Below are 21789 nucleotides of genomic sequence, written 5' to 3'. Positions count from 1 at the left end.
CCAAACTTTTATCTATCGATTTTTCAAACATCTGACCATAAATTATATATCACTAACAGAGCATTGGATAAAGACCTTCCTCCGCATTAGCATTTCTCTTCCCACTGCATCTTCATGCTCTCAGATAACTATATTTATGTCAACTTTATGATTTTATAATCAAAACAAATTAATTTTCCTGTAGGATCAAACGCAGTTATTTTTTGTTTCAAAAGTAAATTTAAATTTTATCTACAATACTTTTTTAAGGTACTTTCTCATTGCTTTGTCTCCTCTTAGTCTTTCGATAAAATCATGTAAAGCTTCACTTTCTTCTTTGTATGTTTTCTCCCCTGTTTTTGTTGCCCTCTCGTTGTTTGTGTATACCTTCCACTCATGACCATCTTTTTCAATTACTACTTCACCTTCATTGGAAGTCTCGTTACAAAAAAAACAATAATTTTCTAATTCTTCATTATTAATTATTTTCTTAGCTTCATCGTTATTCATACTATTTCTCCTAACCTAGAACAAGATTTTTATCAAACCCAAATCCTCTAAAAGCTTTGCTGGTAATGGCAATTGATATTGAATACCTCCACCTGCTGTTCCAAAACCTGAAGCGATATCCCCTTTCTGAATAACTATATCATCAAATGTTAAGGAATATTTTTTCATATAACCATCAATCGCAGCTATTAAGTCTTTGTTAGGACAATTTTTTATATACGACTCCATCTTACTAAAGTCGCCCGTAATCTTATATTGATGATATTTTGAGGTATCTTCGAGATAAGGTAAAGAGCGCTGTTCATACGTATATGGCTTTCCATCAATAACCGGTGAAGTAAATCTCCCCTCAGTAGGGCCATATCTATCAATTACTTCTCCAACCTTTGGAATATATGGTTCTTTAATTGGATATCCAGTCTCATCAAGCCTAAATCCATCATGTGGAACCTGTGACCAATCTATTTTACCATTAGGCTTTAATACACTCGGATCTTTAGGTACTTGAATCTCTCCAGGCCAATTTCCTGTTTTCAAGTATTCATCTGCTCGTTTTTCATCAATATTTTTCAGATATCCATGCAAATCCGATTTGGTACATTTTGTATTTCTCAAAATATCGTCTGCGGCCCCATTAGTACCCTTAGTATCTAATGTTTCTTTTTGCTTATCCACCATAAACGGCGCATTCTTCGCCTGCAAGTGATCCACATACCTCGCAGCTCCCGCAATCCCGCCAATCCCTAGTGCCTGAAGCAGTCTGTTTTGCCGCTGTTCTTCCGTTAGTGTATTGCCGAACATGTCCTTGCCTGTCATGGCCTCGCTCAAACCGTTGGAGGCTACCAGGCCATATATCCCCATTTCAGTCTGCTGGAGAATGCTGAAGGATTTAGGAGTTCGGTAGGCATCCAGCGCATGGCTGGTCGCATTAATTCCTTTGGTAGTGCTGTAAATGGCTCTGCCACCTTTAAAGGCCCTGCATGCCCAGCCAACGATCGGAATAAAACCGGCTGCGGCCATGGCACCTGCTGTGTACGCGCTCAGCTGTTGAAAGTTTTCGGCCCGTGACAGGGTCCACTCCCTCTGTAGATCTCTTAATCCCGTGACTTCCCCGGTAAAGGTTGCCACGGTGTCCCATGTTTTCTCATACCATGGCCGGTTTTCAAGCTCTTTCATTTCCTTTACAAAGTAAAGGGTTTAATTGGTAACTTATAGTAACAAAAAAAAGAATCCCCATTTAACAAAATGATTGGGGGTTCTACATACTTATCTTATACTTCAGGTACATATATCCATTTAGAAAATAATTAAAACCATAAGTTAACGAATTAAAAACTCTTCTTAGAGCAACCCATATTTTTAACTTTTTTGGAAGTGACTTGCTCAATTACATTATTAATTAAGAATATAAGACTCCTAATTATTTTACAATTTGTGTCTCGATGTCTTTAATGACTAATTTACATATTTTTCATTATTGATGCTGGAAGTATAGAATCTTTATTCCGGCATCATGGGCTCTCGGATCATCCCATTGTATAATCTTACCCCATTGAAAAATATTCTCATCTAAAATCCCCTCAGGATGTCCAATTTGTTCCACAAGCCAATCACCATGTTGAGCCAACATCGATTTATAATCCCATTCGTCTATGGTCGGGTCAGCAGTTCTCAATTCAATTCTGCGTATCCCTTTATTGAAAAAAGCTAATACAACATAAAAATCTTTATTACCTATTTCGACAGGGCCTAGTAATCTGATTGATTCATTTTCTTGGTCAACTTTAATGATATTCACCTTATCCAAAGGTAATTTTGATTTAATATCACTCAATTTTGAGTTAGGATTTATTAAAACTCCTGCAATATCTAATAATCCACTCTTCAAATCATTCATTATCTAATACCTCCATCACTATCCTCAATAAGGCTTATGCTGTTTTGTATTCTTTGAACTTCTGCAGCATCTATTTGAAAATTACTTAACTTAATAACATTCGGATCATCCAGTACCTCTTTTGGAAAACTATAACCAGTTGGAAAAGGATAGCCAGTATAAACAACATCTCCTTTTTCAAGATAATATCTTCATACTCATCTAAACCAAAATATGGATTCGAACCCTGCCAGAGCCTTGCCCTTTGGGAAGGTGTTAGTTTATCTTTATTTTTAATTGTTAATTCTTCTACCAGATCACTCTTAAATTTTTCAATATCTCTACGGGTAGTTTCCGGGCCTACTTTCTCCATAACCTTCTTAATTGCCGAACCACTTAATAGTAAATCTGAATCTACAGATTCTTGTTTCTTAATTACATAACGAATTACTTCCTCCACCGCTAATTTTTGGGGATGGATCACAATTTCTTTAGAGCATTGTTTAACTACTTTATTCTTTGTCAAAATATCTTTCGGTTTATTAACCATAAACGGCGCATTCTTCGCCTGCAAGTGATCCACATACCTCGCCGCTCCCGCAGCCCCGCCAATCCCTAGTGCCTGAAGCAGGCTGTTTTGCCGCTGTTCTTCCGTTAGTGTATTGCCGAACATGTCCTTGCCTGTCATGGCCTCGCTCAAACCGTTGGAGGCTACCAGGCCATATATCCCCATTTCAGTCTGCTGGAGAATGCTGAAGGATTTAGGAGTTCGGTAGGCATCCAGCGCATGGCTGGTCGCATTAATTCCTTTGGTAGTGCTGTAAATGGCTCTGCCGCCTAAGGCCCTGCATGCCAAGCCAACGATCGGAATAAAACCGGCTGCGGCCATGGCACCTGCTGTCACGCGCTCAGCTGTTGAAAGTTTTCAGCCCGTGACAGGGTCCACTCCCTCTGTAGATCTTTTAAAATCATAATATTCGGTGACTTCCCCGGTAAAAGTTGCCACGGTGTCCCATGTTTTCTCATACCATGGCCGGTTTTCAAGCTCTTCCATTTCTTTTTCGATGCGCCGAGCTTCTCCCTGGTCTTTCTTGAAGGTCAGGTAATCCTTTGTTTGTTGATTGGCTTCTTCTGTGAGTTTGTAAACCTCGCTGCTTTTGTAGGAATGCACATCGAAATATAACGGGGAAACAGTGCCGCCTTTCTGCTTGATTCGAGCAGATTGCTGAACAGTACATTGAGGAAGATTTCTTCGTTTTCCGAGGATTCGTATTCACTTTTCACTAGGTTATACTATCCCCTAACAGAGTAAGTCTTTTCTTAATTAATCTAATTTATTATTGCTCGGCCTCTAAGAAAACCTGCTTTGGTAAAAGGAAGGATTAATAGGGATACGATTAATAAAACAATGAATTTCATAGTAGGAACACCACCTGATTCGTTAATATTTCACTCTATATCGGTTACTAATAGATTTAATGAAGAACAACACCAACCGAATAATCTTGTTCCTCAATATGATAAGTGGGGTTCAAAGAGATCCATTACTTTTTCTTCTGATTTATTCGTTATTATCACTCCGTATCATAATTTTTGTTGGTCAGCGTAATTGTGCCGGATGCTAGTAACTGATTGTGACTTTCAACCTCTTCTTTTGTGTAATACCGCAAGACTCCGCCGTCTTCAAAAATAATGACATCATTGTGGGCCCTTACATGCTTTACAACAGCTGATATTAGTTCATCGGTAACATTTTGCTCATTTTTTTCTTCTGAATTATTCATTACAATCACTCCATATTAATCAGTTTATTTCTGCAGTTTACCAGGAGCATATGGCTTCCGACTTGGCAGCACTTCTTGATTTTCAAATCCGCTGCCTGCCGATTTCAAACCCACATTTATACAGCTTATTGTTAATTTTCGAACCTCATATATTTCTTAAAGTTAGAAGTTCAATCTAAATTCTTATATAAATCATTCAATTCTAGTAACATATTTCCTAATATACTTTTATAGTCCCATGAGTCAACGATTGTTCTAGGATATGACGGCATGTATCTCTTCGGAGATTGTAAGTCCAGCATTTGTTTAACTTCTAGTAGTATTTTTTCTAATTGAGGTAAATTCCCATCTTTTCCATTATTATTTTGATACGCAATTATCTCTTTTTCTATTTCTTTTATTGTTTTATTTGCTAGTGTTATAAATTTCAGGGTTTTATCAGATCTTCCAAGTTGTTTATATACCATTGCTCACTACCTCCAATATATTGATTACCTTGTTCAAATTGTGGTCCAGCGTCTCCCTTGATAATAGTAGTATCTGGTCTAATTTTCCACTGCTGAATTCCCGTCATACCATTCCATTCAGGAGGTAATGCCAAATTTCTACGATTGGTTTGATGTGTAAAAGTTTCAAACAAATATCTTCCTTTTGCACTAGCGTTTACATTGTCATAGAACCTTAAACCATAAGTATTTTGATCTGCAACAGCCATCTTTATTGTCCGAATATCAAATGACTCCAAAATTTGCTTCCTAAATCGACGTGGTACCCCTTCAGATATTAAAAATTGGGAAGCTTCTTTAACTCCAGTATATGGGGAACCGTGATTATCCTTACTCTTAGTACTCATAGTCAATTCATTATTAACAGATTGCTTACTATTATCTTTAGTATTAACACTGTTGTTAGAAGACCGCTGTACCATTTCACTGATAGATTTCTTTTCAACCCCATATACATTAACCTTAATGCCTGTTTCTGAACTTACGGATTGTACACGGATTTTTACCGGCATTTGAATCTGCCCAATTCTATTTCCAAGGTTTGAAATAGTTTGCTTGCCCTGCTCTACCACTTTTTGTGCATTTTGATTGCTGTACGGTAATATTACTCCTTTTGATGCACGATGATCCAAGAAACGAGCTGTTCCCGCAACGCCACCAATCCCTAGTGCCTGAAGCAGGCTGTTTTGCCGCTGTTCTTCCGTTAGTGTATTGCCGAACATGTCCTTGCCGGTAGCTGCCTCGCTCAGTCCATTGGCTGCGACTAGTCCGTAGATGCCCATTTCCGTTTGCTGGAGGACGCTGAAGGATCTCGCATTTTTGTAGGCATCCAGCGCATGGCTGGCTGCGTTAAATCCTTTGGCTGTGCTGTAAATGGCTCTGCCGCCTTTGAAGGCTCTTCCTGCCCAGCCAACGATCGGAATAAAACCGGCTGCGGCCATGGCACCTGCTGTCACGCGCTCAGCTGTTGAAAGTTTTCGGCCCGTGACAGGGTCCACTCCCTCTGTAGATCTCTTAAAATCATAATATCCGGTGACTTCCCCGGTAAAAGTTGCCACGGTGTCCCATGTTTTCTCATACCATGGCCGGTTTTCAAGCTCTTCCATTTCTTTTTCGATGCGCCGAGCTTCTCCCTGGTCTTTCTTGAAGGTCAGGTAATCCTTTGTTTGTTGATTGGCTTCTTCTGTGAGTTTGTAAACCTCGCTGCTTTTGTAGGAATGCACATCGAAATATAACGGGGAAACGGTGCCGCCTTTACTGCTTGATTCGAGCAGATTGCTGAACAGTACATTGAGGAAGATTTCTTCGTTTTCCGAGGATTCGTATTCACTTTTCAATTCTTGGTCGAATGTGTTTACTTTTTCAATTGTCTCTTTTCGTTTCTTTTCCGCCCGGTCAATGTGCTCGTCAAAGGCTTCTCTTGAAAAAACATTCAGTGGCACTAAATCGTCGATGGTATTGAAGATTTTCTGCAGATCATCCTGCTGGGCCGTTACGATGTTATTGGCTCTTTGGTATGCATTGGGCAGTTCATCTTCTAGAAAAGGAACTTGGACTACAGTATCTCCTGATAATGATAAATCTGACGCAGAACCCGGGATGCCGTTAAAGAAGGCTACATTCCGGTCTATCAGACGAATCCAGGCGTCAACTACTTCAATCTGCGCCTGAAAAAAGCCTTTGACCGCTTCAGCCCCCTGGCCCTGGAAACTATCATCGAGGTTTACAATATTCGTAAATTCTTTTTTCAAACCAGTTAGTTGGTCCTTTAAATCATTATACTGTTGAACCCGCTCTTCCATTGTCGAAAGCAAGGTTTCCGCTTCATATATTTTATTTGCCATCTACCCACATGCCCCTCAATCTATTTTTTTACCATGGCTTCATCCTGATCCTTCAGCAACTCCACATTTGCCCGGGTATCTTCGAGGTTTTTGTAGACGACGTCCATATATTGCTTTACCATTTTTTGAATATTTGCTTCTCGGTCCAGCCATTTATCAGTGAATTCAAGCTTGTTTTGTCCCAGTGCGCCTGAGGATGGTCCCGGGATATTAACAGAGTCGAGGGCATGTTGTACCTGATCCAAGGACTTCATTACCGTATCGTATCTTAGTTTGATTGTTTCCATTAGAATACCCGCCTCTTCAAATCACTTATGGTATTTTCCAGTCTATCGACCGCTTCTTCCCCTTTTGAAAGCAGCCCGTTTGCTTCATGGGCAATGGCGCTAGCAAGACTCATAGCCGTTCTCTCCACTTCCAGCATGTTAATCTTTGTTTCTATTCTTTCTTTATATCGCTCATAGTCATCATTTATGATTTCCTGCATTACGCTAAAAGCCTCATCTCGGGCGTCATCGTATTTTCTCGCCAGTGTTCCATTCCAGGAGTCCCCTAATTCAGGCTGAAGTGTTTTTTTTATTTCTCCCAGACTTACATTTTGTTCATTGTCAATCTCATTTTTGGCTCGTCTTAACCTCTCAATTTTCGCACCAAGATCCGCTGATTGACTGGATATGGCTGCATGGATGGAGTGTAATACTTCTGAATAACCCACAATGATCACCTCTAAATCAAATATAAACAATGTATTCTATCTTCAAATTCGGGGGAGATTTTCCATACTTAACCGCTCGTTAAATGTAAAATTATGGTCAATTCATTTTACTCCAATGGGTAATTACGACTCAAGGATTAACAATGAATCTATTTAAAAACAATGACAAAGACCTATTTTAAATTCATACTAAATTACTATTTTTAGGAAATACCCATTATATATGTAAACTAAGAATAAATTTTAGTTGACACTAACTTCAGAATTCTATTATTCTAAATTTAATACTTTGAAAAGGAGCTTCAATATGAACAGTAAATTAAGAACAATTGATTTAACATTAGTTGGGATGTTTGTTGCGTTGATGGCTATCGGTGCTAACATTACATCTTTCGCACCATTTATGGTGGTAGGCGGGGTTCCCATTACATTGCAAACCTTTTTTGCCATTTTGGCAGGGGCCATTCTCGGAAGCAGGCTTGGCGCAATTGCCATGATCGTATATGCTGCTGTAGGCCTAGTTGGAGCTCCGATTTTTGCTCAATTTGGCGGCGGTGTTTCTATGATTATCAAACCGACTTTTGGTTTTATCATTTCGTTTATCTTTACGGCGTATGCTGTCGGAAAAATCATCGAAAAGAATGATAGCCTGCCTTCATATGTGTTTGCTTCTTTAATCGGGATGATCATTAATTATTTATTCGGTACTAATTGGATGTACTTTGCTTATGATTTGTGGGCCGCTGCACCGGAAGGGTTTACATACAAATTGGCCTGGATGTGGATGATTCCTCCATTGCCAAAAGACATCATCCTGGCTGTTTGTGCCGGATTTATGGCGCGCCGCTTAGAAAAGACATTGCTATCTAAAAGCCAATTCAGAAATGTAAAACGGGCAGCTTAAATAAGAAGGGAGATAATAAAATGGGAGATTGGAAACAGCTCGCACTCCATGTTTTAAATGGCTATGAACTGAATGATGACGAGGCTTTTGCTATCTTGAATAGTCCTGATGACGAACTGCTGGAACTGTTGCAGGGCGCCTATACAATTCGCCGGCACTTCTATGGCAACAGAGTAAAATTAAACATGATCATCAATACAAAATCCGGCCTATGCCCAGAAAACTGCGGGTATTGCTCACAGTCCAGCGTCTCAACAGCCCCCATCGAAAAGTACCGAATGATGAACAAAGAATCGATTTTAAAAGGCGCCGAGCAAGCCCATAATCTCAATGTCGGCACCTATTGCATTGTGGCCAGTGGAAGAGGACCAAGCAATAAGGAAATTGACACCGTCGTTTCGGCTGTAGAGGAAATTAAGGCTAACTATAATCTTAAAATTTGCGCTTGCCTCGGCTTGATTAAGCCTGATCAAGCAACAAGGTTAAAGGAAGCAGGCGTTGAGCGCTACAACCATAATATCAATACCTCAGAAAGCCATCATGAATCGATTACCACTTCTCATACGTACCAAGACAGAGTAGATACTGTGCAGCTTATTAAAGAAGCCGGTATTTCCCCTTGTTCCGGTGTCATTATCGGAATGAGAGAAACCATGCAAGATGTTATTGATATGGCCAGAAGCCTAAAAGCGCTGGATGCCGACTCAATTCCGGTTAATTTTCTGCACGCCATTGACGGAACTCCTCTTGAAGGAACCGACGAACTCAATCCAAGATACTGCCTAAAGGTTCTGTGCCTGATGCGTTATATCAACCAAACAAAAGAAATTCGAATTTCAGGTGGAAGAGAAGTGAATCTACGGAGCCTGCAACCGCTCGGCCTATATCCAGCAAACTCGATATTTGTAGGTGATTACTTAACCACCGCCGGACAGGAAAGCACTGCTGACCATCGGATGCTTACGGATTTAGGGTTTGAGGTTGATTTTGTGAAGGCAGAAGCTGGTGCGGTTTTAAGTTAATTGTAAAGGCCTTGTAGCTAATTTACTACAAGGCCTTTAAACACAAATCGGCATGATTTTATTTAATTTCTGCAAGTTTCCTTCCTTTAACCGGTTGTTTCTCGGCGATGCTTTCGTCCTGATTTTCTTCATTAGGTAATTTCATGAAAATCATTAATATCGCGCTGATAAAGTACAAAATAGCGAATATCCACATGACGCCATCCACACCGAGGCTACCGATGAAAGCTCCAACGATTGCCGGTGCAATAAAGTAAGCTAATCCTGCTCCAAAATTAACGACAGCCATGGCAGAGCCTTTCTGATCTGGCGCCATTGAACTTACCAAAGCCGTAAGGGGTACGTAGCCTGTAAGTACGATTCCAAAGAAAATTCCTACCAGCATCATCGCCCAGTAATTATAACCGAAGATTTGGGGTGTATAAAGCATGGCCAATGTCATTACTCCGCAACCAACACTGCCGATCCACATGATCGTATTGCGCCAGCCCAGCCATCTATCACTGATGTACGGAATGACAAGATTGAATGCAATGTTTGCCACCCACATCGTCCCCCAGATTTGCAGCCATTCCTCAGTGGTGTATCCGTATTCAGAAGACAAATAAAGAGGAAAAAAGATAGGAAAAGCACCGATTCCAGTCGAGTTGATAATACGGACAATCCCGCCGATAGCGACTTTTGGTTTTTCAATACTTATCGTCAAGCCGCTTAATAAACTCTTGAGCTTATCCTTCGCGTTGCCTTTCGGGCTCTTGCTCATTTGGGTGTCTTTGACCACCAAAATACCAACTATTCCCCCGACTAATACCCAAACGATGGCACTCCACATTAATCCAATGTACCCGATTTTCGGAATCATGTAGGCCGGAAAATAACTTCCTACAACATAGAGTCCGCCACTCCATGCAGCCCAAAACAGACCTACTGCAGTAGCCAGTATACGTTCAGGGCTTCGATAAGTAACCCAAACTAAAAATGAATAACAGAATAAAGGATACCCAAACCCGCGAATGGCGTAAGTCGGTAACATGACAGCATAATTAAGATCTTTTAAACCAAATTCAATAAAAAGAATTTGACCGATTAGCCAGGTGACCATACCTACTAGCATAACTTTTCTCGGTCCCCACGCTTCCGTAAGAACTCCCGAAAAATATGAGGCAATGGCCAGCACTGCTCCGTATGCTGTGAAAAGTGTGGCTGACTGTTGAACGGTCAGCCCCTGTTCAATGAGATAGGGGGACAGCCACCCGTGCTCAAGACCGTCACCTACCATAAATAGTAATGTAGCGACATAGCCCCAAATCAATGGTGCAGGAAGTCCGCCGATTGTTCGTTCTTTTCCCAAAACTGTGTTCAATATAATCACCCCAAAATCGTATGTTGTTCTTAATGGTGTCAGAAACATATCCATATTACATCAGCTAGGACTCCACTAAAGTTTTCTACTAGGTTCTTGCATTAAGACAACTTCAAATGTCTTATGCCCACCACATTTCAGTCAATTGCTCTTTGAAGAGTATCCCTTTCAGTAGACTGATTGCTTTACTTAACCCCTCATCAACCGAGGCAAGCATATCCTCATGCTCGATGGAGACAACATAATCATATCCGACAGCACGCAGAGTACTTACAATGTCCTTCCACATTTTTTCGTCATGTCCATATCCGACTGATCTGAACGTCCATGAGCGGTCTAAAATATTGCTGTAGTGTTTCGTATCTAGGACACCGTTTACACTTATGTTAGCTTCGTCTAAATAAGTGTCCTTTGCATGGAAATGGAAGATTGCATTTTGGCGGCCAAGCTTTTTGATGGCTTCTACCGGATCGATACCTTGCCAGACCAGATGGCTTGGGTCAAAATTCGCTCCAATGCTTTCTCCGGCATGTTCTCTTAATTTCAGCAATGTTTCCGGGTTATAGACAACAAATCCGGGATGCATTTCAAAGGCAATTTGGTTGATACCATGCGATTCCGCAAATTTGGCTTCTTCTTTCCAGTAAGGAATGACTACATCGTTCCACTGCCAGTCCAGAATTTCCAAATATTCCGGCGGCCAAGAGCACGTTACCCAGTTTGGATATTTTGCATTTGGGTGATCGCCGGGAGCACCGGAAAACCCATTAATGACAGGAACTTCTAAACGTTCAGCCAATAAAACAGTTTTTCTCCATACTTCATGGGCATCATTCGCAATCTTTTTATTCGGATGGAGAGGATTTCCATGGGCACTTAAACCGCTGATGGTCAAGCCTCTGTTTTCGATTGCCAGTTTAAAAGACTTTAGTTTCTCGGGACTTCCCAATAGCTCATCCGGATTACAATGGCTGTTTCCCGGGTAATTACCCGTTCCCAGTTCAACAGCCTCAACTCCCATGACTTTTAACTTATCAAGCATTTCTTCAAACGGAATATTTTGATATAAAGCGGTAAATACCCCTAGTTTCACTTCGATACCTCCACTTTCACCCATCTTTGCTGCACATGGCTTTCGAGAACGGCATCGGTAATGCACATGGATAAATGTCCGTCTTCAAAGGTGGCAAAATTAGCCTGATCATGCAGAGGGTCTTTGCCTTCACGAATGAATGTATAGAAATTAAGCATCATATTTTTCAAAGCGTCCGGCCAGCCTTCGTTATGGCCTCCAGGGTGATGGATTGCTTCTCTTGCTTCCGGCAAGAACAATGCTGGATCAGCGTGAAGAATCTCATTTGGCTTATCCCGATGCCCGATCCATAGCTTCGCCGGCTCTTCCTGATTCCAGAAGGCTGAGGCTTGACTGCCATTCACTTCAAAGCTAAGTCTGTTCTTCCTCCCAGCGCTTACTTGCGAAACAGTGAACACACCTTTTGTCCCGTCATCAAAGCGCACAAGGACTGACGCATAATCTTCTGTATTGATTGAAACATCTTCGTAGCTTTCCTCTGCCGCTTTTTCGTTACCAAACGTCGAACCATTATGCTTAGGTTTTTTTCTTACCGGTATGACCGTTGCCAAATCGGCGAAGACTTCTACAATTCGTTTACCGGTTACATATTGGATGGTATCGCACCAGTGAGATCCAATATCAGCAATGGCTCGTGACTTTCCTCCCACTTCAGGAGCTAAACGCCAGTTAAAGTCTGTTTCGTACAATAACCAATCTTGTAAGTAGCTACCGTGAACTACATTCACTTTTCCTAACTGATCATTTTTAACCATGGCAGCCAATTGTTTCATAATTGGGAATTGGCGATAATTAAAGTTCACGCCATGTACGACTTTATGTTCTTTTGCAAGCGTTAACAATTCAGCTGATTCCACACTTGACATCGCCAAAGGTTTTTCTGATACTACATGCTTGCCGGCTAAAATAATATCTTTATTTATCGAAAAGTGAAGATGATTCGGCGTGCAGTTATGGACAACCTGGATCTCAGGATCCTTTAACATCTCACGATAATCACCATACGCTTTCGGAATCCGTAGCTCAGCCGCTTTCTTTTCAGCCGACTCCTGGCTGCTTTCCGCAAGTCCAACTACTTCCACAAATCCTAACCTTCTAATTGCCTCAATATGAGTTGGACCGATAAACCCTGTCCCGATAACTCCAACTTTTATTTTTTCCAAAATTGTTTTCCTCCTGTTCAGGTAACTATTTTACAACCGAGTCATGGGTAGATTAATTTTAATCGGTATAGAATGTATAAATCGAATTGCAGATTCTTTATGGATACTTTGTTTCCATCATTAAAGATTTCCTTCAATAATATAGTCCGGATGAACGAACCTTTTTTAGAAAAGGCTACTCATTATGAGCAGCCTCTATAAAGTTTAAAACAAAAATCTACTCTTATCGATTTTCTCCAGATTGCCCAAGACTCACCCATGCAGCTTTTTCGGCGGATTCAAGGATGGCATCACTTATTAACGCAATTTGGTATCCATCATTGAAGTTTGGGGAAACTTCTGCATTTTCGACGATAGATTTGATGAAATCATGGGTTTCAATAATTTTTGTTTCTCCGTAACCGATTCCAAGTGCAGGAATTGGCCATAGCGCTTCACCGTATGGATGGGCCGGGCCAGTGTATACGGTTCTAAAACCTTTTGCATCACTTGGATCATCAGAGAAGCTAACTTGCAATTCATCACGGCGCTCATAGTTGAAATATAAAGAACCTTTTTCACCGTGAATTTCAAAAGTCAGGAAGTTATTGCGACCCCAGGCATTACGTGTTGCTTCGATGCTGCCGATGGCTCCGTTTTCAAATTTCAGCATCGTCATGAATTCATCGTCAACATCCACAACATCTTTCGGAACATCGGCTTCCGCTTTCACTGTCCCTAATTTATCTGCACCGCCCGATTGAACTGGTCTTTCAGGGATCCATGTTTTTGCCATAGCATTGACGTCAGAAATTTCACCGACAAGGTAACGAGCAAAGTCAATTACATGTGTTCCGATATCCCCTAATGCTCCAGAACCGGCAATTTTTTTCTTGAAACGCCATGATAGAGGTGAATTAGGATCTGCAGACCAGTCTTGTAAGTATGTTCCACGAAAGTTCAGAATTTTACCGATTCGGCCTTCTTCAATATACTTTTTAGCAAGGGCAACTGCAGGCGTTCTTCTGTAGTTGAAAGCGACCATATGCTTGACACCGGCTTGATTTACCGCATCCAACATTGTTTTTGCTTCTTCGGCTGTTCTTGCCAACGGTTTTTCAGAAATAATGTGTTTGCCGGCTTTAGCCGCGGCAATCGCGATTTCAGCATGAGAATCATTTGGAGTGACGATATCGATAATATCGATGTTAGGGTCTTCGACTACTTTTTTCCAATCAGATGAGTAGTTTTCAAATCCCAATTTATTTGCTGCATCCTGTGCTAATTGATCATTAACATCGACTAATGTGTGGCGATGTGGAATCGCTGGTGCCGGCCAAAAGAACATCGGCATGCCTGCATACGCAAGTGCGTGCGCTTTCCCCATAAATCCTCCGCCAATCATACCTATGTTTAATTTTTTCATTTTAATGTCCTCCTTCAAATTAAGTAGCATGTAAAAGTTTTTGTATCTAGGTTGAAACTTCTACTTCTGATCACTAAAGTCAAATTAGAAGCGCTTTCATTAATCATATGAGACTAGTAATTAAAACAGTGAGTGTGAGCTGATATCCAACAAAATGAATTCTAGTTATTAATATCAAGCTTTGACAGGAATTTATGGCTTATTTCAGCGCCTTTTTTCGGGTCGGGATAGCTATCAAGTTCCACAGTGATCCACCCGTCATATTGTGCATCATTTAATATTTGAATCATTTCATCAAATTTTTGATGTCCTTCTCCAAGCGGCAAGAACTCACCATTTTGATAGTCTTTTAAATGGACATATTTGATGCGATCTACATATTTCCTAATGACTTCTACCGGATCTCCACCGCCAGCTTCAATATGGGCCGTATCAGGAACTAAATTAATCTTTGTTAATGGCATTAACTTGTCCAACTGATCAGGTGCTTGAACATTTGTACCCATATGTGGGTGATAACTTGCGATCAGGTTATATTTCTCTGCTATTTCAACTATTTGATTTAAAGCATTGCCCATCTCAGTGTAATCGCTTTCTAAAATGCCATTAGCACGGATTGCCCCGCCGCCTATTACAAGATGTTCTGCTCCTAACTCTGAGGCTAAAGATGCTACATCTTCAATTTTGATCAATTCTTCTTCCAAGATGTCCGGGAAAATAAAATTACCGCCTGTGTAAACTCCGATAAAGTCGAGAGAGTAATTTTTCATCAATGCCTTGAATTCTTCTTTCTTCTCCTTATATTGCATCAGATTTCCGTCAAATAATTCAAAGCCCTTATATCCCGCTGCACTAATATCCTTTAATGCTTCTTCAGTAGAACCATTGGCAAGGTAATAGCTGTCTTTCACCGATGTTACTCCTCCTGGGTGTCCGACAACGCCTCCCCATGTGTTTGTTTGATATCCTAACTTCATATTGTTCCCTCCATTATTAAGATTCATTGTATTTTGGCATTTCAGACTATTTTCTCTGAACACAACCACCTCCACAAAAGGTAAAGGATTTCTGCATTTCTTGCCTATTTTACTTGGAGAGTAGCAATTGTTTTATACTAACAACGACAGAATATGTAATCGATTACATGAACTATTAAAAAAACAAATCTTTGTTTCTTCATCTCATCAGTATATTAACTCGTCTCTTTCAAGAATTATTGTAATCGATTACATTCAGAATTGCAAGTTAAAACTTTTAATACTTATTCGAAATTTATAAAGCAATCTATTATTCTTATTTTTCATTCGTGGTTAAAGCTAACTAATGAATGATTCATCGATATCTGAGAATTTTAGCTATATGGCATGATTTAAGCTCTCCGCATAGAAATCTAATGCTATTAATTTAAGGACTTTAAAACAAGGATTCTAATAATATAGGAGTTCATAAAATAGACAATTAAAATAGTTTCATTAAAATTTCCACTAACACTTGAATCCCACCTTTTTTTTGATGAGCGATTACAATCATGTATTGAATAGGCGACCCAACTCTTTAAATTTAATTTAACTTCCATCTTGAGTTATATACATATTTATAGACGTTTGTTTTAAACGCAAGGGGATATGCATTTCTAATTTTCACCATAAAAAATCCCCATTATAGTAGACAATGTAACACTTTCTTTTTACTGTCTACTATATAGGGGATATTAGCCGTAAAATAAAGTCATCTTTTAATTGATTTTATTTTGAAACTACTAGGTTTTCTTGCAAATTTACCCATGCACCTTTTTCAGCAGACTCAAGGATAGCATCAGAAATAACGGCAATCTGGTATCCATCATTAAAGTCTGGTGAAACCGATATGTCTTCTGTAATAGATTTAAGAAAATCATAAGTTTCGATTATTTTGGTTTCTCCGTAACCGATTCCTAACGCTGGAATTGGCCATAAACCTTCTCCGTATGGGTGGGCTGGTCCGGTATAAACTGTTCTGAATCCTTTGGCATCTCCCGGATCGTCAGAGAAACATACTTGAAGTTCATCACGGCGCTCGTAGTTAAAGCATATGGAACCTTTATCGCCATGAATTTCAAAAGTTAAGAAATTGTTTCGTCCCCATGCATTACGTGTTGCCTCAATGCTTCCAATCGCCCCATTTGCAAACTTTACCATTGTAGTAAACTCATCGTCTACGTCTACAGCACTCTTAGGGACATCCTCAGAACTTTTTACGGTACCTAATTTATCTACACCTCCTGTCTGCATTGGTCTTTCAGGAATCCACGTCCTTGTCATTGCATTGACATCCGTTATCTCACCAACTAGATGACGGGCAAAGTCGATTACGTGTGTTCCGATATCTCCTAATGCTCCGGAACCAGCAATTTTTTTCTGGAAGCGCCACGATAATGGTGAATTTGGGTCTGCAGACCAATCTTGAAGGTAAGTTCCCCGGAAGTTTAATATCTTTCCAATTCTTCCTTCTTCAATATATTTTTTGGCTAAAGCAACCGCTGGTGTTCTTCTGTAATTAAAAGCCACCATATGCTTGACTCCAGCTTCCTTTACAGCGTCTAGCATTGTTTTTGCTTCATTCGCATCCCTAGCTAAAGGCTTTTCTGAAATAACATGCTTTCCCGCCTTTGCAGCAGCAATAGCAATCTCAGCATGTGAATCATTTGGAGTAACAATATCGATGATATCGATGTTTGGATCTTCCACTACCGCTCTCCAATCAGTAGAATAATTGTCGAATCCGAGACGAAGCGCGGCATCCTTGGCTAGTTCATCCGTCACATCCACTACAGTGTGGCGATGGGGGATTGCCGGAGCCGGCCAAAAAAACATGGGCATCCCGGCATATGCAAGAGCATGCGCTTTTCCCATAAAACCTCCGCCAATCATTCCTATGTTTAATTTTTTCATGCTTGTCCCTCCTATTTATAAGATTCAGGATTGAGTGAAGATTACTTTACCGCATTTTGAATTGTGTCAGGAGCTTCTGTATGGTACACAAGTTTCCATGCATCTAGAATATTTTCACTTGTTACAGTTAGAGCAGGTACTGCAACATACGGTGGTGTTTCTTTCCCCAGTAAAGCATATCCTGCCAGAATAGCCTCTGCGATTCCCTGGTCGTATGGCAGCTGTGCGCCTAGTCCCTTTATTGGTCCGTCGGAAGCAATGTCCAAAGCAACATTTGTTCCTAGGTCAATTGTAGTAATTACAATATCTTCTTTTCCCGCAGATCTAACAGCTGCTAACGCCCCCTCAGCCGGTACATCCCAAACAACAAAGATACCATCTAAATCAGGATTTCTTGTCAACATACCTGAAGCAACTTTCTCACCCTGATTCGGATCTGTAATGCCGCCACGTGCAACAATTTTCATATCAGGATACTTGTCCTTTAAGGTTTGCTCAAATGCATCTGTTCGTTGTTTTGTTACAAAGAAGTCAGCTTCATGAAAGATCATTCCGATTTTACCTTTTTTGTTCAGTTTTTCAGCCATAATATCTGCTGCAGCCACGCCGTTTCCATAGTTATCAGCAGAAACTACACTTACATAATCCTTACCTGCTTCTAAACCACTTGGTGTATTATCCATAAACACGAGTTTGACGCCGGCTTCTGCTGCTTTCTTAAATGCACTTGCTGTAGAAACAGGATCCACTGGAATACTGACGATAAGATCAGGCTTTTTCGCTAAGACCGTTTCAATATCTGAAACCTGTTTTTCTGCTTTAAATTGTGCGTCCGTAGTTGCTACGACTTTGATGCCCATTCTTTTGAAGGACGCTTTTAAGCCATCGATTTGCGCTTTTGCCCAATCGTTACCGGCGTAATGCATTACTAATGCAGCAGTATATTTGCCTTTTTTAATCTCCTCCAGATCTTGTTCTGATAGTTCTAATGTTTTTGCTGATACTGCAGTTTCCCCATGCGGACCTTTACTAAGTATTTCCTGATCACTCGGTAATTCCTTATTTATTGTTAAAGGTCCCGATGTGGCAGCGGCTTCTTTTGGCATCGAGTTCTTTTCTCCTTCAGAGCCAGTTGAACTTCCCTGGCTGCATCCAACTAGTGCTAATACTGTAATTATCATGACAATGGACAATACCGAAAATAACTTCTTCATATAACCCCTCCAGTTATTAAACAAATAAACTCAAACTTTATTCATGAAAATACAAGAAATTAGTGGCTAAGCTCTGTTTCCTTTTGTGGATTTAAGCTCAACATTTTATATTTGTATGGCCAAAAACTTCCTTTAAAAATTATAGTCTAGATAGACCACTTTATTTTTCTTTCACTATCTGCTAATCCATATCGAAGTTAATAGGATCCCCTTTACGAAATGAATGCTGCAAATGGGTAATCACTTCCTTAGTGGTTTCTTTTAATCTCTTAAAATCATTCCCCCTCTAACTTGAAATGATATGGAAAGTTTCTTTTAACACTTCAATTCCGTAATCACCTCCTATAAGAATAAAATCATTTTAAAAATTAAATATGTAATCGGTTACATTTTTGCGTTGTATGATACAACAAATTTTCTTTTACTAAAACTGATTAATAAAATAAAGGAAGTAGTAAGTAGTTAGAACTATAAAACTAAACCTTTAAATTTATAGTAATCGGTTACATTTTGAATTGCAAGAATTTTTTAAACAATCTAATATCACATTATATCATTCCTAGTGAAAGAGTCCGAATAATAAAGTGGTCGGGACTAACAGATTAAAGCTGTCGGAGAAACTCCGGCAGCCTTTCCCTATAGGTATTTATAACACTTAAATTAAATCTTGAATTTCGTCAATGTCAACTGCAGATTCTCTGCAAGATGGGATAACGCTTGTGCGGATGATGAGACTTCTTCCATTGTTGCCAAGGATTCCTGGCTTGCGGATGCCGTTTGCTGGCTCACTGAGGCACTTTCCATCGCTGTTCGGTTGACGGTATCCATCGAATCCACGATCAGTTGGCTGCCTGCTGATATTTGCTGTACGGAAGCAGCAACCTCTTGTACCTTACCGGTAACACTTGACACTGCCGTCTCTATTACCGAGAATGCGTCACTCACCTGTTCGGTGACAGAAACCCCCTCTTCCACTTTTTCCGTTCCGCGGTTCATGGAAGCCACGGCATTTTCGGTTTCTTTTTGAATTTCTCCAATCAATCCCGAAATTTGCTTCGCTGAATTAGCCGATTCTTCGGCGAGGTTCCTTACTTCATCAGCCACTACCGCGAATCCCCGTCCTGATTCACCGGCACGGGCTGCCTCGATCGCCGCATTCAAAGCAAGCAGATTCGTCTGGCTGGCAATTTGGGTAATCATGTCCACAATGGACCCTATTTCTTTGGAGTGGTTGCCAAGTAATGTAATAATAGCAGCTGTTTCTTGGACAGCCGTTTTAATATCATTCATTTGCACCCGTACTGAATCTACTGCTTGTATACCTTCAGAGGACGCGTGTGACGCGTTTTCTGCAAGACTCGAGACTTCCTCACTATTTACGGCAATTTGTTCAATTCCAGCTGACATCTGATTGACTGCAGTAGCGGTATCGCTCACAGACTTCATTTGGTCCTCTGTACCTGCTGCTAACTCCCCGGTTGCGGAGGCAATTTGCTCTGTCGCCTTTGTCGTTTGTTCCGCACTCGCAGTCAATTCTTCGGAAGATGCTGCCACCTGGATGGCCGCATCCCTCACTTGCGAAAGGATTGCACGTAAATCATAGACCATCTTATTTGTGGCGGCCGTAAGGTCGCCAATTTCATCTTGTGATTTAACCTTCATTTCTTCTACTGTAAGGTCTCCTTCAGCCACCTGGGTGAGCGCCTGTGAAACCGTTTGGACCGGACGTGAAATTATCCTGGTAAGAACAACTCCAATTAATATGGCAGCAATGAATGCGATTATGCTGAGTACCGTTACCAAAACAATGGAAGAATCCACCTGATCGCTTGTTTCTTGGGAAACTGTATCCATCGTTTCTCTTTGTCGTTCGGAAATAATGTTAGCTTTTGGAGACAGTTTTTTGCCGGTAGGATAAATTTCTTTGATAAAAAAATCTGCAAGCGCTTGTTTGTCATCCTGGGGCATGTCCAGTAACTGTTCATATTTCGTACGAAATTGTGCATTTAAATCTTCAAGTTCTCTTAGTGTTTTTCGGTTATCTTCCGTCTGAACCATTTGGCTTGTTTTGTTAATCAATTCAACCATATCGGAATTTGCAGCTTTCAAATTATCGAGAAATTGTGTTTCTCCAGTTATTATGTACCCACGCAAGTTAGTAGTTTGTTCCAAAGATTTGGCCTGCATGTCCTTGGCGTTTAATGCAATGGCCGCTCTCCTGTCAATCAGGTCCGAATAAGCACGATCGGTCTTAATCAAAGAATAATAGAATATCCCACTTATGACCCCCAGCATGATGGCAACAGTTAGAAACCCGAAAATCAGTTTTTTTCCTAATGAAAGTTTCAATGTAAGTCCCCCAAACGATTAAGTTGTAAAAACATGAATATAAAGTTAAGACTACAAGAATTTAACAATACTGTATCTAGGGGAATTCCCTGATTCTCTGAGGAGAAAGTCCCTGAAAATTTTGTCGAAAATTATCGAAAGGAAATTGATACTGAAATTCCTAAAGTTTTTTTACTTTGACCGGACTCACCATCAATAAAGAAAGAGCAATCGTAATGTATGGATTGCTGTAGAGAACAGCCCCCATTCCCGACATAACCAGCCCTGCAAATGTGATCGGTATCCCGCTGAAATAACCTGATGTCGGCTTAGCATTAAATCTCGCTAACCTCAGTGCCCCCATTGTTGGATAAATCATAAAAGCAAATGAGGTTAACCAGGAATGTGACGTCAATGTATAGAATATTAAGATAGGCGCAACACCAAAGCTAATAATGTCCGCTAAGGAGTCCAAACCCACCCCTAATTCACTATCTACTTTTAACCTCCTGGCAATGCGTCCGTCCAGCAAATCTAAAAAGGCGGCGAGGAATATTAGCATGGCCGCTACTCTTAAAAATCCATTCATATTTGCAGTGATCGAGAAAACACCGCATAATAAATTTCCCATCGTAAATAGGTTGGGGATTGTTTTAACGATTGAATTGTACAAAATGATGCCACCTTTCAACAATGTAAAACACTAAACCCTTCCTATGTTGTCTTTCGATCCTACTTAATATTCTATAACAATTTATTTTTTATAAATGTCGGAGTTTTTCCTAAAGAGAAACCGAATTTTTCCCTGATATAGGATGACTGTAATTTCGTGTACTGCATGGATTATCCCATAAATTTATATTTGTCTTATTTTTACCTAGCTCACTTCTGTCTTTAGTAGCTGTATAATATTAGTCTACTTATAATTATTAGATAGGATACTTTGTTGTGAGCACGTTTTCTAAGATTGAAAAATTTTACATTTTTTCTGAATGATAGATATACTTTGCGATCCGTTTTTAAAATAAAGGCTCTGTTAAACGATAATGTTGTTTTTGGGAAGGGAATCTGCGAGACTCCTGCGGAAAAACGGGCTGGCAAGACCCCGCAGCGAGGTACGAGTGAGGAGGCTTGCCAGTTCGTCCGCGGAAAG

21 protein-coding genes and 1 pseudogene are annotated in these 21789 nt (G+C 40.3%); 2 read left to right on the top strand and 20 right to left on the bottom strand.

Annotated elements, in window-relative coordinates; genetic code table 11:
- Positions 1 to 231 precede the first annotated feature (231 nt).
- The 11 genes and pseudogenes from LQ216_RS09910 to LQ216_RS09860 all read right to left on the bottom strand — a co-directional run bounded on the left by LQ216_RS09910 (position 232) and on the right by LQ216_RS09860 (position 7214).
- On the bottom strand, positions 232 to 489 hold the full coding sequence (locus tag LQ216_RS09910) for an Imm59 family immunity protein (protein WP_230129147.1): 258 nt from the start codon (positions 487 to 489) through the stop codon (positions 232 to 234).
- A gap of 15 nt (positions 490 to 504) precedes the next feature.
- A complete protein-coding gene (locus LQ216_RS09905; RefSeq protein ID WP_230129349.1) occupies positions 505 to 1167 on the bottom strand; it encodes a TNT domain-containing protein in 663 nt (220 codons plus the stop codon).
- Positions 1168 to 1194: 27 nt separating this feature from the next.
- Positions 1195 to 1674 (bottom strand): annotated as a pseudogene (locus LQ216_RS09900) (pre-toxin TG domain-containing protein); the annotation flags it as partial.
- Between the two features lie 289 nt (positions 1675 to 1963).
- Complete coding sequence (locus tag LQ216_RS09895; RefSeq protein WP_230129146.1) at positions 1964 to 2386, bottom strand: hypothetical protein; 423 nt, start codon at positions 2384 to 2386, stop codon at positions 1964 to 1966.
- A gap of 85 nt (positions 2387 to 2471) precedes the next feature.
- Positions 2472 to 3269 (bottom strand): hypothetical protein, encoded by a 798-nt coding sequence (locus LQ216_RS09890; RefSeq protein ID WP_230129145.1) that lies wholly within the window; start codon positions 3267 to 3269, stop codon positions 2472 to 2474.
- Between the two features lie 21 nt (positions 3270 to 3290).
- Entirely contained in the window at positions 3291 to 3536 is a 246-nt protein-coding gene (locus LQ216_RS09885) for a pre-toxin TG domain-containing protein (protein WP_230129144.1), read from the bottom strand.
- Positions 3537 to 3939: 403 nt separating this feature from the next.
- Positions 3940 to 4149, bottom strand: coding sequence for a hypothetical protein (locus tag LQ216_RS09880; RefSeq protein WP_230129143.1), 210 nt, complete (start codon positions 4147 to 4149; stop codon positions 3940 to 3942).
- A 170-nt stretch (positions 4150 to 4319) separates the two neighbouring features.
- Entirely contained in the window at positions 4320 to 4616 is a 297-nt protein-coding gene (locus LQ216_RS09875) for a hypothetical protein (RefSeq protein WP_230129142.1), read from the bottom strand.
- Complete coding sequence (locus tag LQ216_RS09870) at positions 4577 to 6499, bottom strand: T7SS effector LXG polymorphic toxin (protein WP_230129141.1); 1923 nt, start codon at positions 6497 to 6499, stop codon at positions 4577 to 4579. The genes LQ216_RS09875 and LQ216_RS09870 overlap by 40 nt, the downstream gene beginning before the upstream one ends.
- A 20-nt stretch (positions 6500 to 6519) precedes the next feature.
- Positions 6520 to 6786: a YwqI/YxiC family protein gene (locus tag LQ216_RS09865; protein ID WP_230129140.1), complete on the bottom strand. Its 267-nt coding sequence runs from the start codon at positions 6784 to 6786 to the stop codon at positions 6520 to 6522.
- On the bottom strand, positions 6786 to 7214 hold the full coding sequence (locus LQ216_RS09860) for a DUF5082 family protein (protein ID WP_230129139.1): 429 nt from the start codon (positions 7212 to 7214) through the stop codon (positions 6786 to 6788). Before LQ216_RS09860 ends, LQ216_RS09865 begins: the two co-directional genes overlap by 1 nt.
- 307 nt (positions 7215 to 7521) lie before the next feature.
- Here LQ216_RS09860 and LQ216_RS09855 point away from each other — a divergent pair, with 307 nt between their 5' ends.
- Entirely contained in the window at positions 7522 to 8118 is a 597-nt protein-coding gene (locus LQ216_RS09855) for a biotin transporter BioY (protein WP_230129138.1), read from the top strand.
- A gap of 20 nt (positions 8119 to 8138) precedes the next feature.
- Positions 8139 to 9140 (top strand): biotin synthase BioB, encoded by a 1002-nt coding sequence (gene bioB / locus LQ216_RS09850; protein WP_230129137.1) that lies wholly within the window; start codon positions 8139 to 8141, stop codon positions 9138 to 9140.
- A gap of 58 nt (positions 9141 to 9198) precedes the next feature.
- Here bioB and LQ216_RS09845 read toward each other — a convergent pair whose 3' ends face one another.
- The 9 genes from LQ216_RS09845 to pssA form a co-directional block, all read right to left on the bottom strand.
- Positions 9199 to 10503: an MFS transporter gene (locus LQ216_RS09845; RefSeq protein WP_230129136.1), complete on the bottom strand. Its 1305-nt coding sequence runs from the start codon at positions 10501 to 10503 to the stop codon at positions 9199 to 9201.
- Positions 10504 to 10624: 121 nt separating this feature from the next.
- The gene (locus LQ216_RS09840; protein ID WP_230129135.1) at positions 10625 to 11596 is read right to left on the bottom strand and encodes a sugar phosphate isomerase/epimerase; all 972 of its coding nucleotides are present in this window, start codon (positions 11594 to 11596) and stop codon (positions 10625 to 10627) included.
- Positions 11593 to 12759: a Gfo/Idh/MocA family oxidoreductase gene (locus LQ216_RS09835; protein ID WP_230129134.1), complete on the bottom strand. Its 1167-nt coding sequence runs from the start codon at positions 12757 to 12759 to the stop codon at positions 11593 to 11595. The genes LQ216_RS09840 and LQ216_RS09835 overlap by 4 nt, the downstream gene beginning before the upstream one ends.
- A 223-nt stretch (positions 12760 to 12982) precedes the next feature.
- Positions 12983 to 14164 (bottom strand): Gfo/Idh/MocA family oxidoreductase, encoded by a 1182-nt coding sequence (locus LQ216_RS09830; protein ID WP_230129133.1) that lies wholly within the window; start codon positions 14162 to 14164, stop codon positions 12983 to 12985.
- Positions 14165 to 14325: 161 nt separating this feature from the next.
- A complete protein-coding gene (locus tag LQ216_RS09825) occupies positions 14326 to 15141 on the bottom strand; it encodes a sugar phosphate isomerase/epimerase family protein (protein WP_230129132.1) in 816 nt (271 codons plus the stop codon).
- A gap of 768 nt (positions 15142 to 15909) precedes the next feature.
- Positions 15910 to 17094, bottom strand: coding sequence for a Gfo/Idh/MocA family oxidoreductase (locus LQ216_RS09820; protein WP_230129131.1), 1185 nt, complete (start codon positions 17092 to 17094; stop codon positions 15910 to 15912).
- Positions 17095 to 17135: 41 nt separating this feature from the next.
- Positions 17136 to 18308, bottom strand: coding sequence for a substrate-binding domain-containing protein (locus tag LQ216_RS09815; RefSeq protein ID WP_230129130.1), 1173 nt, complete (start codon positions 18306 to 18308; stop codon positions 17136 to 17138).
- A gap of 660 nt (positions 18309 to 18968) precedes the next feature.
- Complete coding sequence (locus LQ216_RS09810; protein ID WP_230129129.1) at positions 18969 to 20657, bottom strand: methyl-accepting chemotaxis protein; 1689 nt, start codon at positions 20655 to 20657, stop codon at positions 18969 to 18971.
- Positions 20658 to 20817: 160 nt separating this feature from the next.
- Positions 20818 to 21309 (bottom strand): CDP-diacylglycerol--serine O-phosphatidyltransferase, encoded by a 492-nt coding sequence (gene pssA / locus LQ216_RS09805; RefSeq protein ID WP_230129128.1) that lies wholly within the window; start codon positions 21307 to 21309, stop codon positions 20818 to 20820.
- Between the last annotated feature and the right edge of the window lie 480 nt (positions 21310 to 21789).

It is taken from the genome of Bacillus sp. CECT 9360, assembly GCF_918741275.1.
Taxonomy (GTDB): domain Bacteria; phylum Bacillota; class Bacilli; order Bacillales; family DSM-1321; genus Peribacillus.
Note: the sequence above shows the minus strand (reverse complement) of the source record. Positions and strands in the feature narration are given on the sequence as shown.

Coding starts and splice junctions, on each gene's coding strand:
- LQ216_RS09820 (WP_230129131.1), bottom strand. CDS start 17,094: ATGAAAAAATTAAACATAGGAATGATTGGCGGAGGTTTTATGGGAAAA.
- LQ216_RS09855 (WP_230129138.1), top strand. CDS start 7,522: ATGAACAGTAAATTAAGAACAATTGATTTAACATTAGTTGGGATGTTT.
- LQ216_RS09895 (WP_230129146.1), bottom strand. CDS start 2,386: ATGAATGATTTGAAGAGTGGATTATTAGATATTGCAGGAGTTTTAATA.
- LQ216_RS09910 (WP_230129147.1), bottom strand. CDS start 489: ATGAATAACGATGAAGCTAAGAAAATAATTAATAATGAAGAATTAGAA.
- LQ216_RS09815 (WP_230129130.1), bottom strand. CDS start 18,308: ATGAAGAAGTTATTTTCGGTATTGTCCATTGTCATGATAATTACAGTA.
- LQ216_RS09830 (WP_230129133.1), bottom strand. CDS start 14,164: ATGAAAAAATTAAACATAGGTATGATTGGCGGAGGATTTATGGGGAAA.
- LQ216_RS09875 (WP_230129142.1), bottom strand. CDS start 4,616: ATGGTATATAAACAACTTGGAAGATCTGATAAAACCCTGAAATTTATA.
- bioB (WP_230129137.1), top strand. CDS start 8,139: ATGGGAGATTGGAAACAGCTCGCACTCCATGTTTTAAATGGCTATGAA.
- LQ216_RS09905 (WP_230129349.1), bottom strand. CDS start 1,167: ATGGTGGATAAGCAAAAAGAAACATTAGATACTAAGGGTACTAATGGG.
- LQ216_RS09825 (WP_230129132.1), bottom strand. CDS start 15,141: ATGAAGTTAGGATATCAAACAAACACATGGGGAGGCGTTGTCGGACAC.
- LQ216_RS09870 (WP_230129141.1), bottom strand. CDS start 6,499: ATGGCAAATAAAATATATGAAGCGGAAACCTTGCTTTCGACAATGGAA.
- LQ216_RS09865 (WP_230129140.1), bottom strand. CDS start 6,786: ATGGAAACAATCAAACTAAGATACGATACGGTAATGAAGTCCTTGGAT.
- LQ216_RS09880 (WP_230129143.1), bottom strand. CDS start 4,149: ATGAATAATTCAGAAGAAAAAAATGAGCAAAATGTTACCGATGAACTA.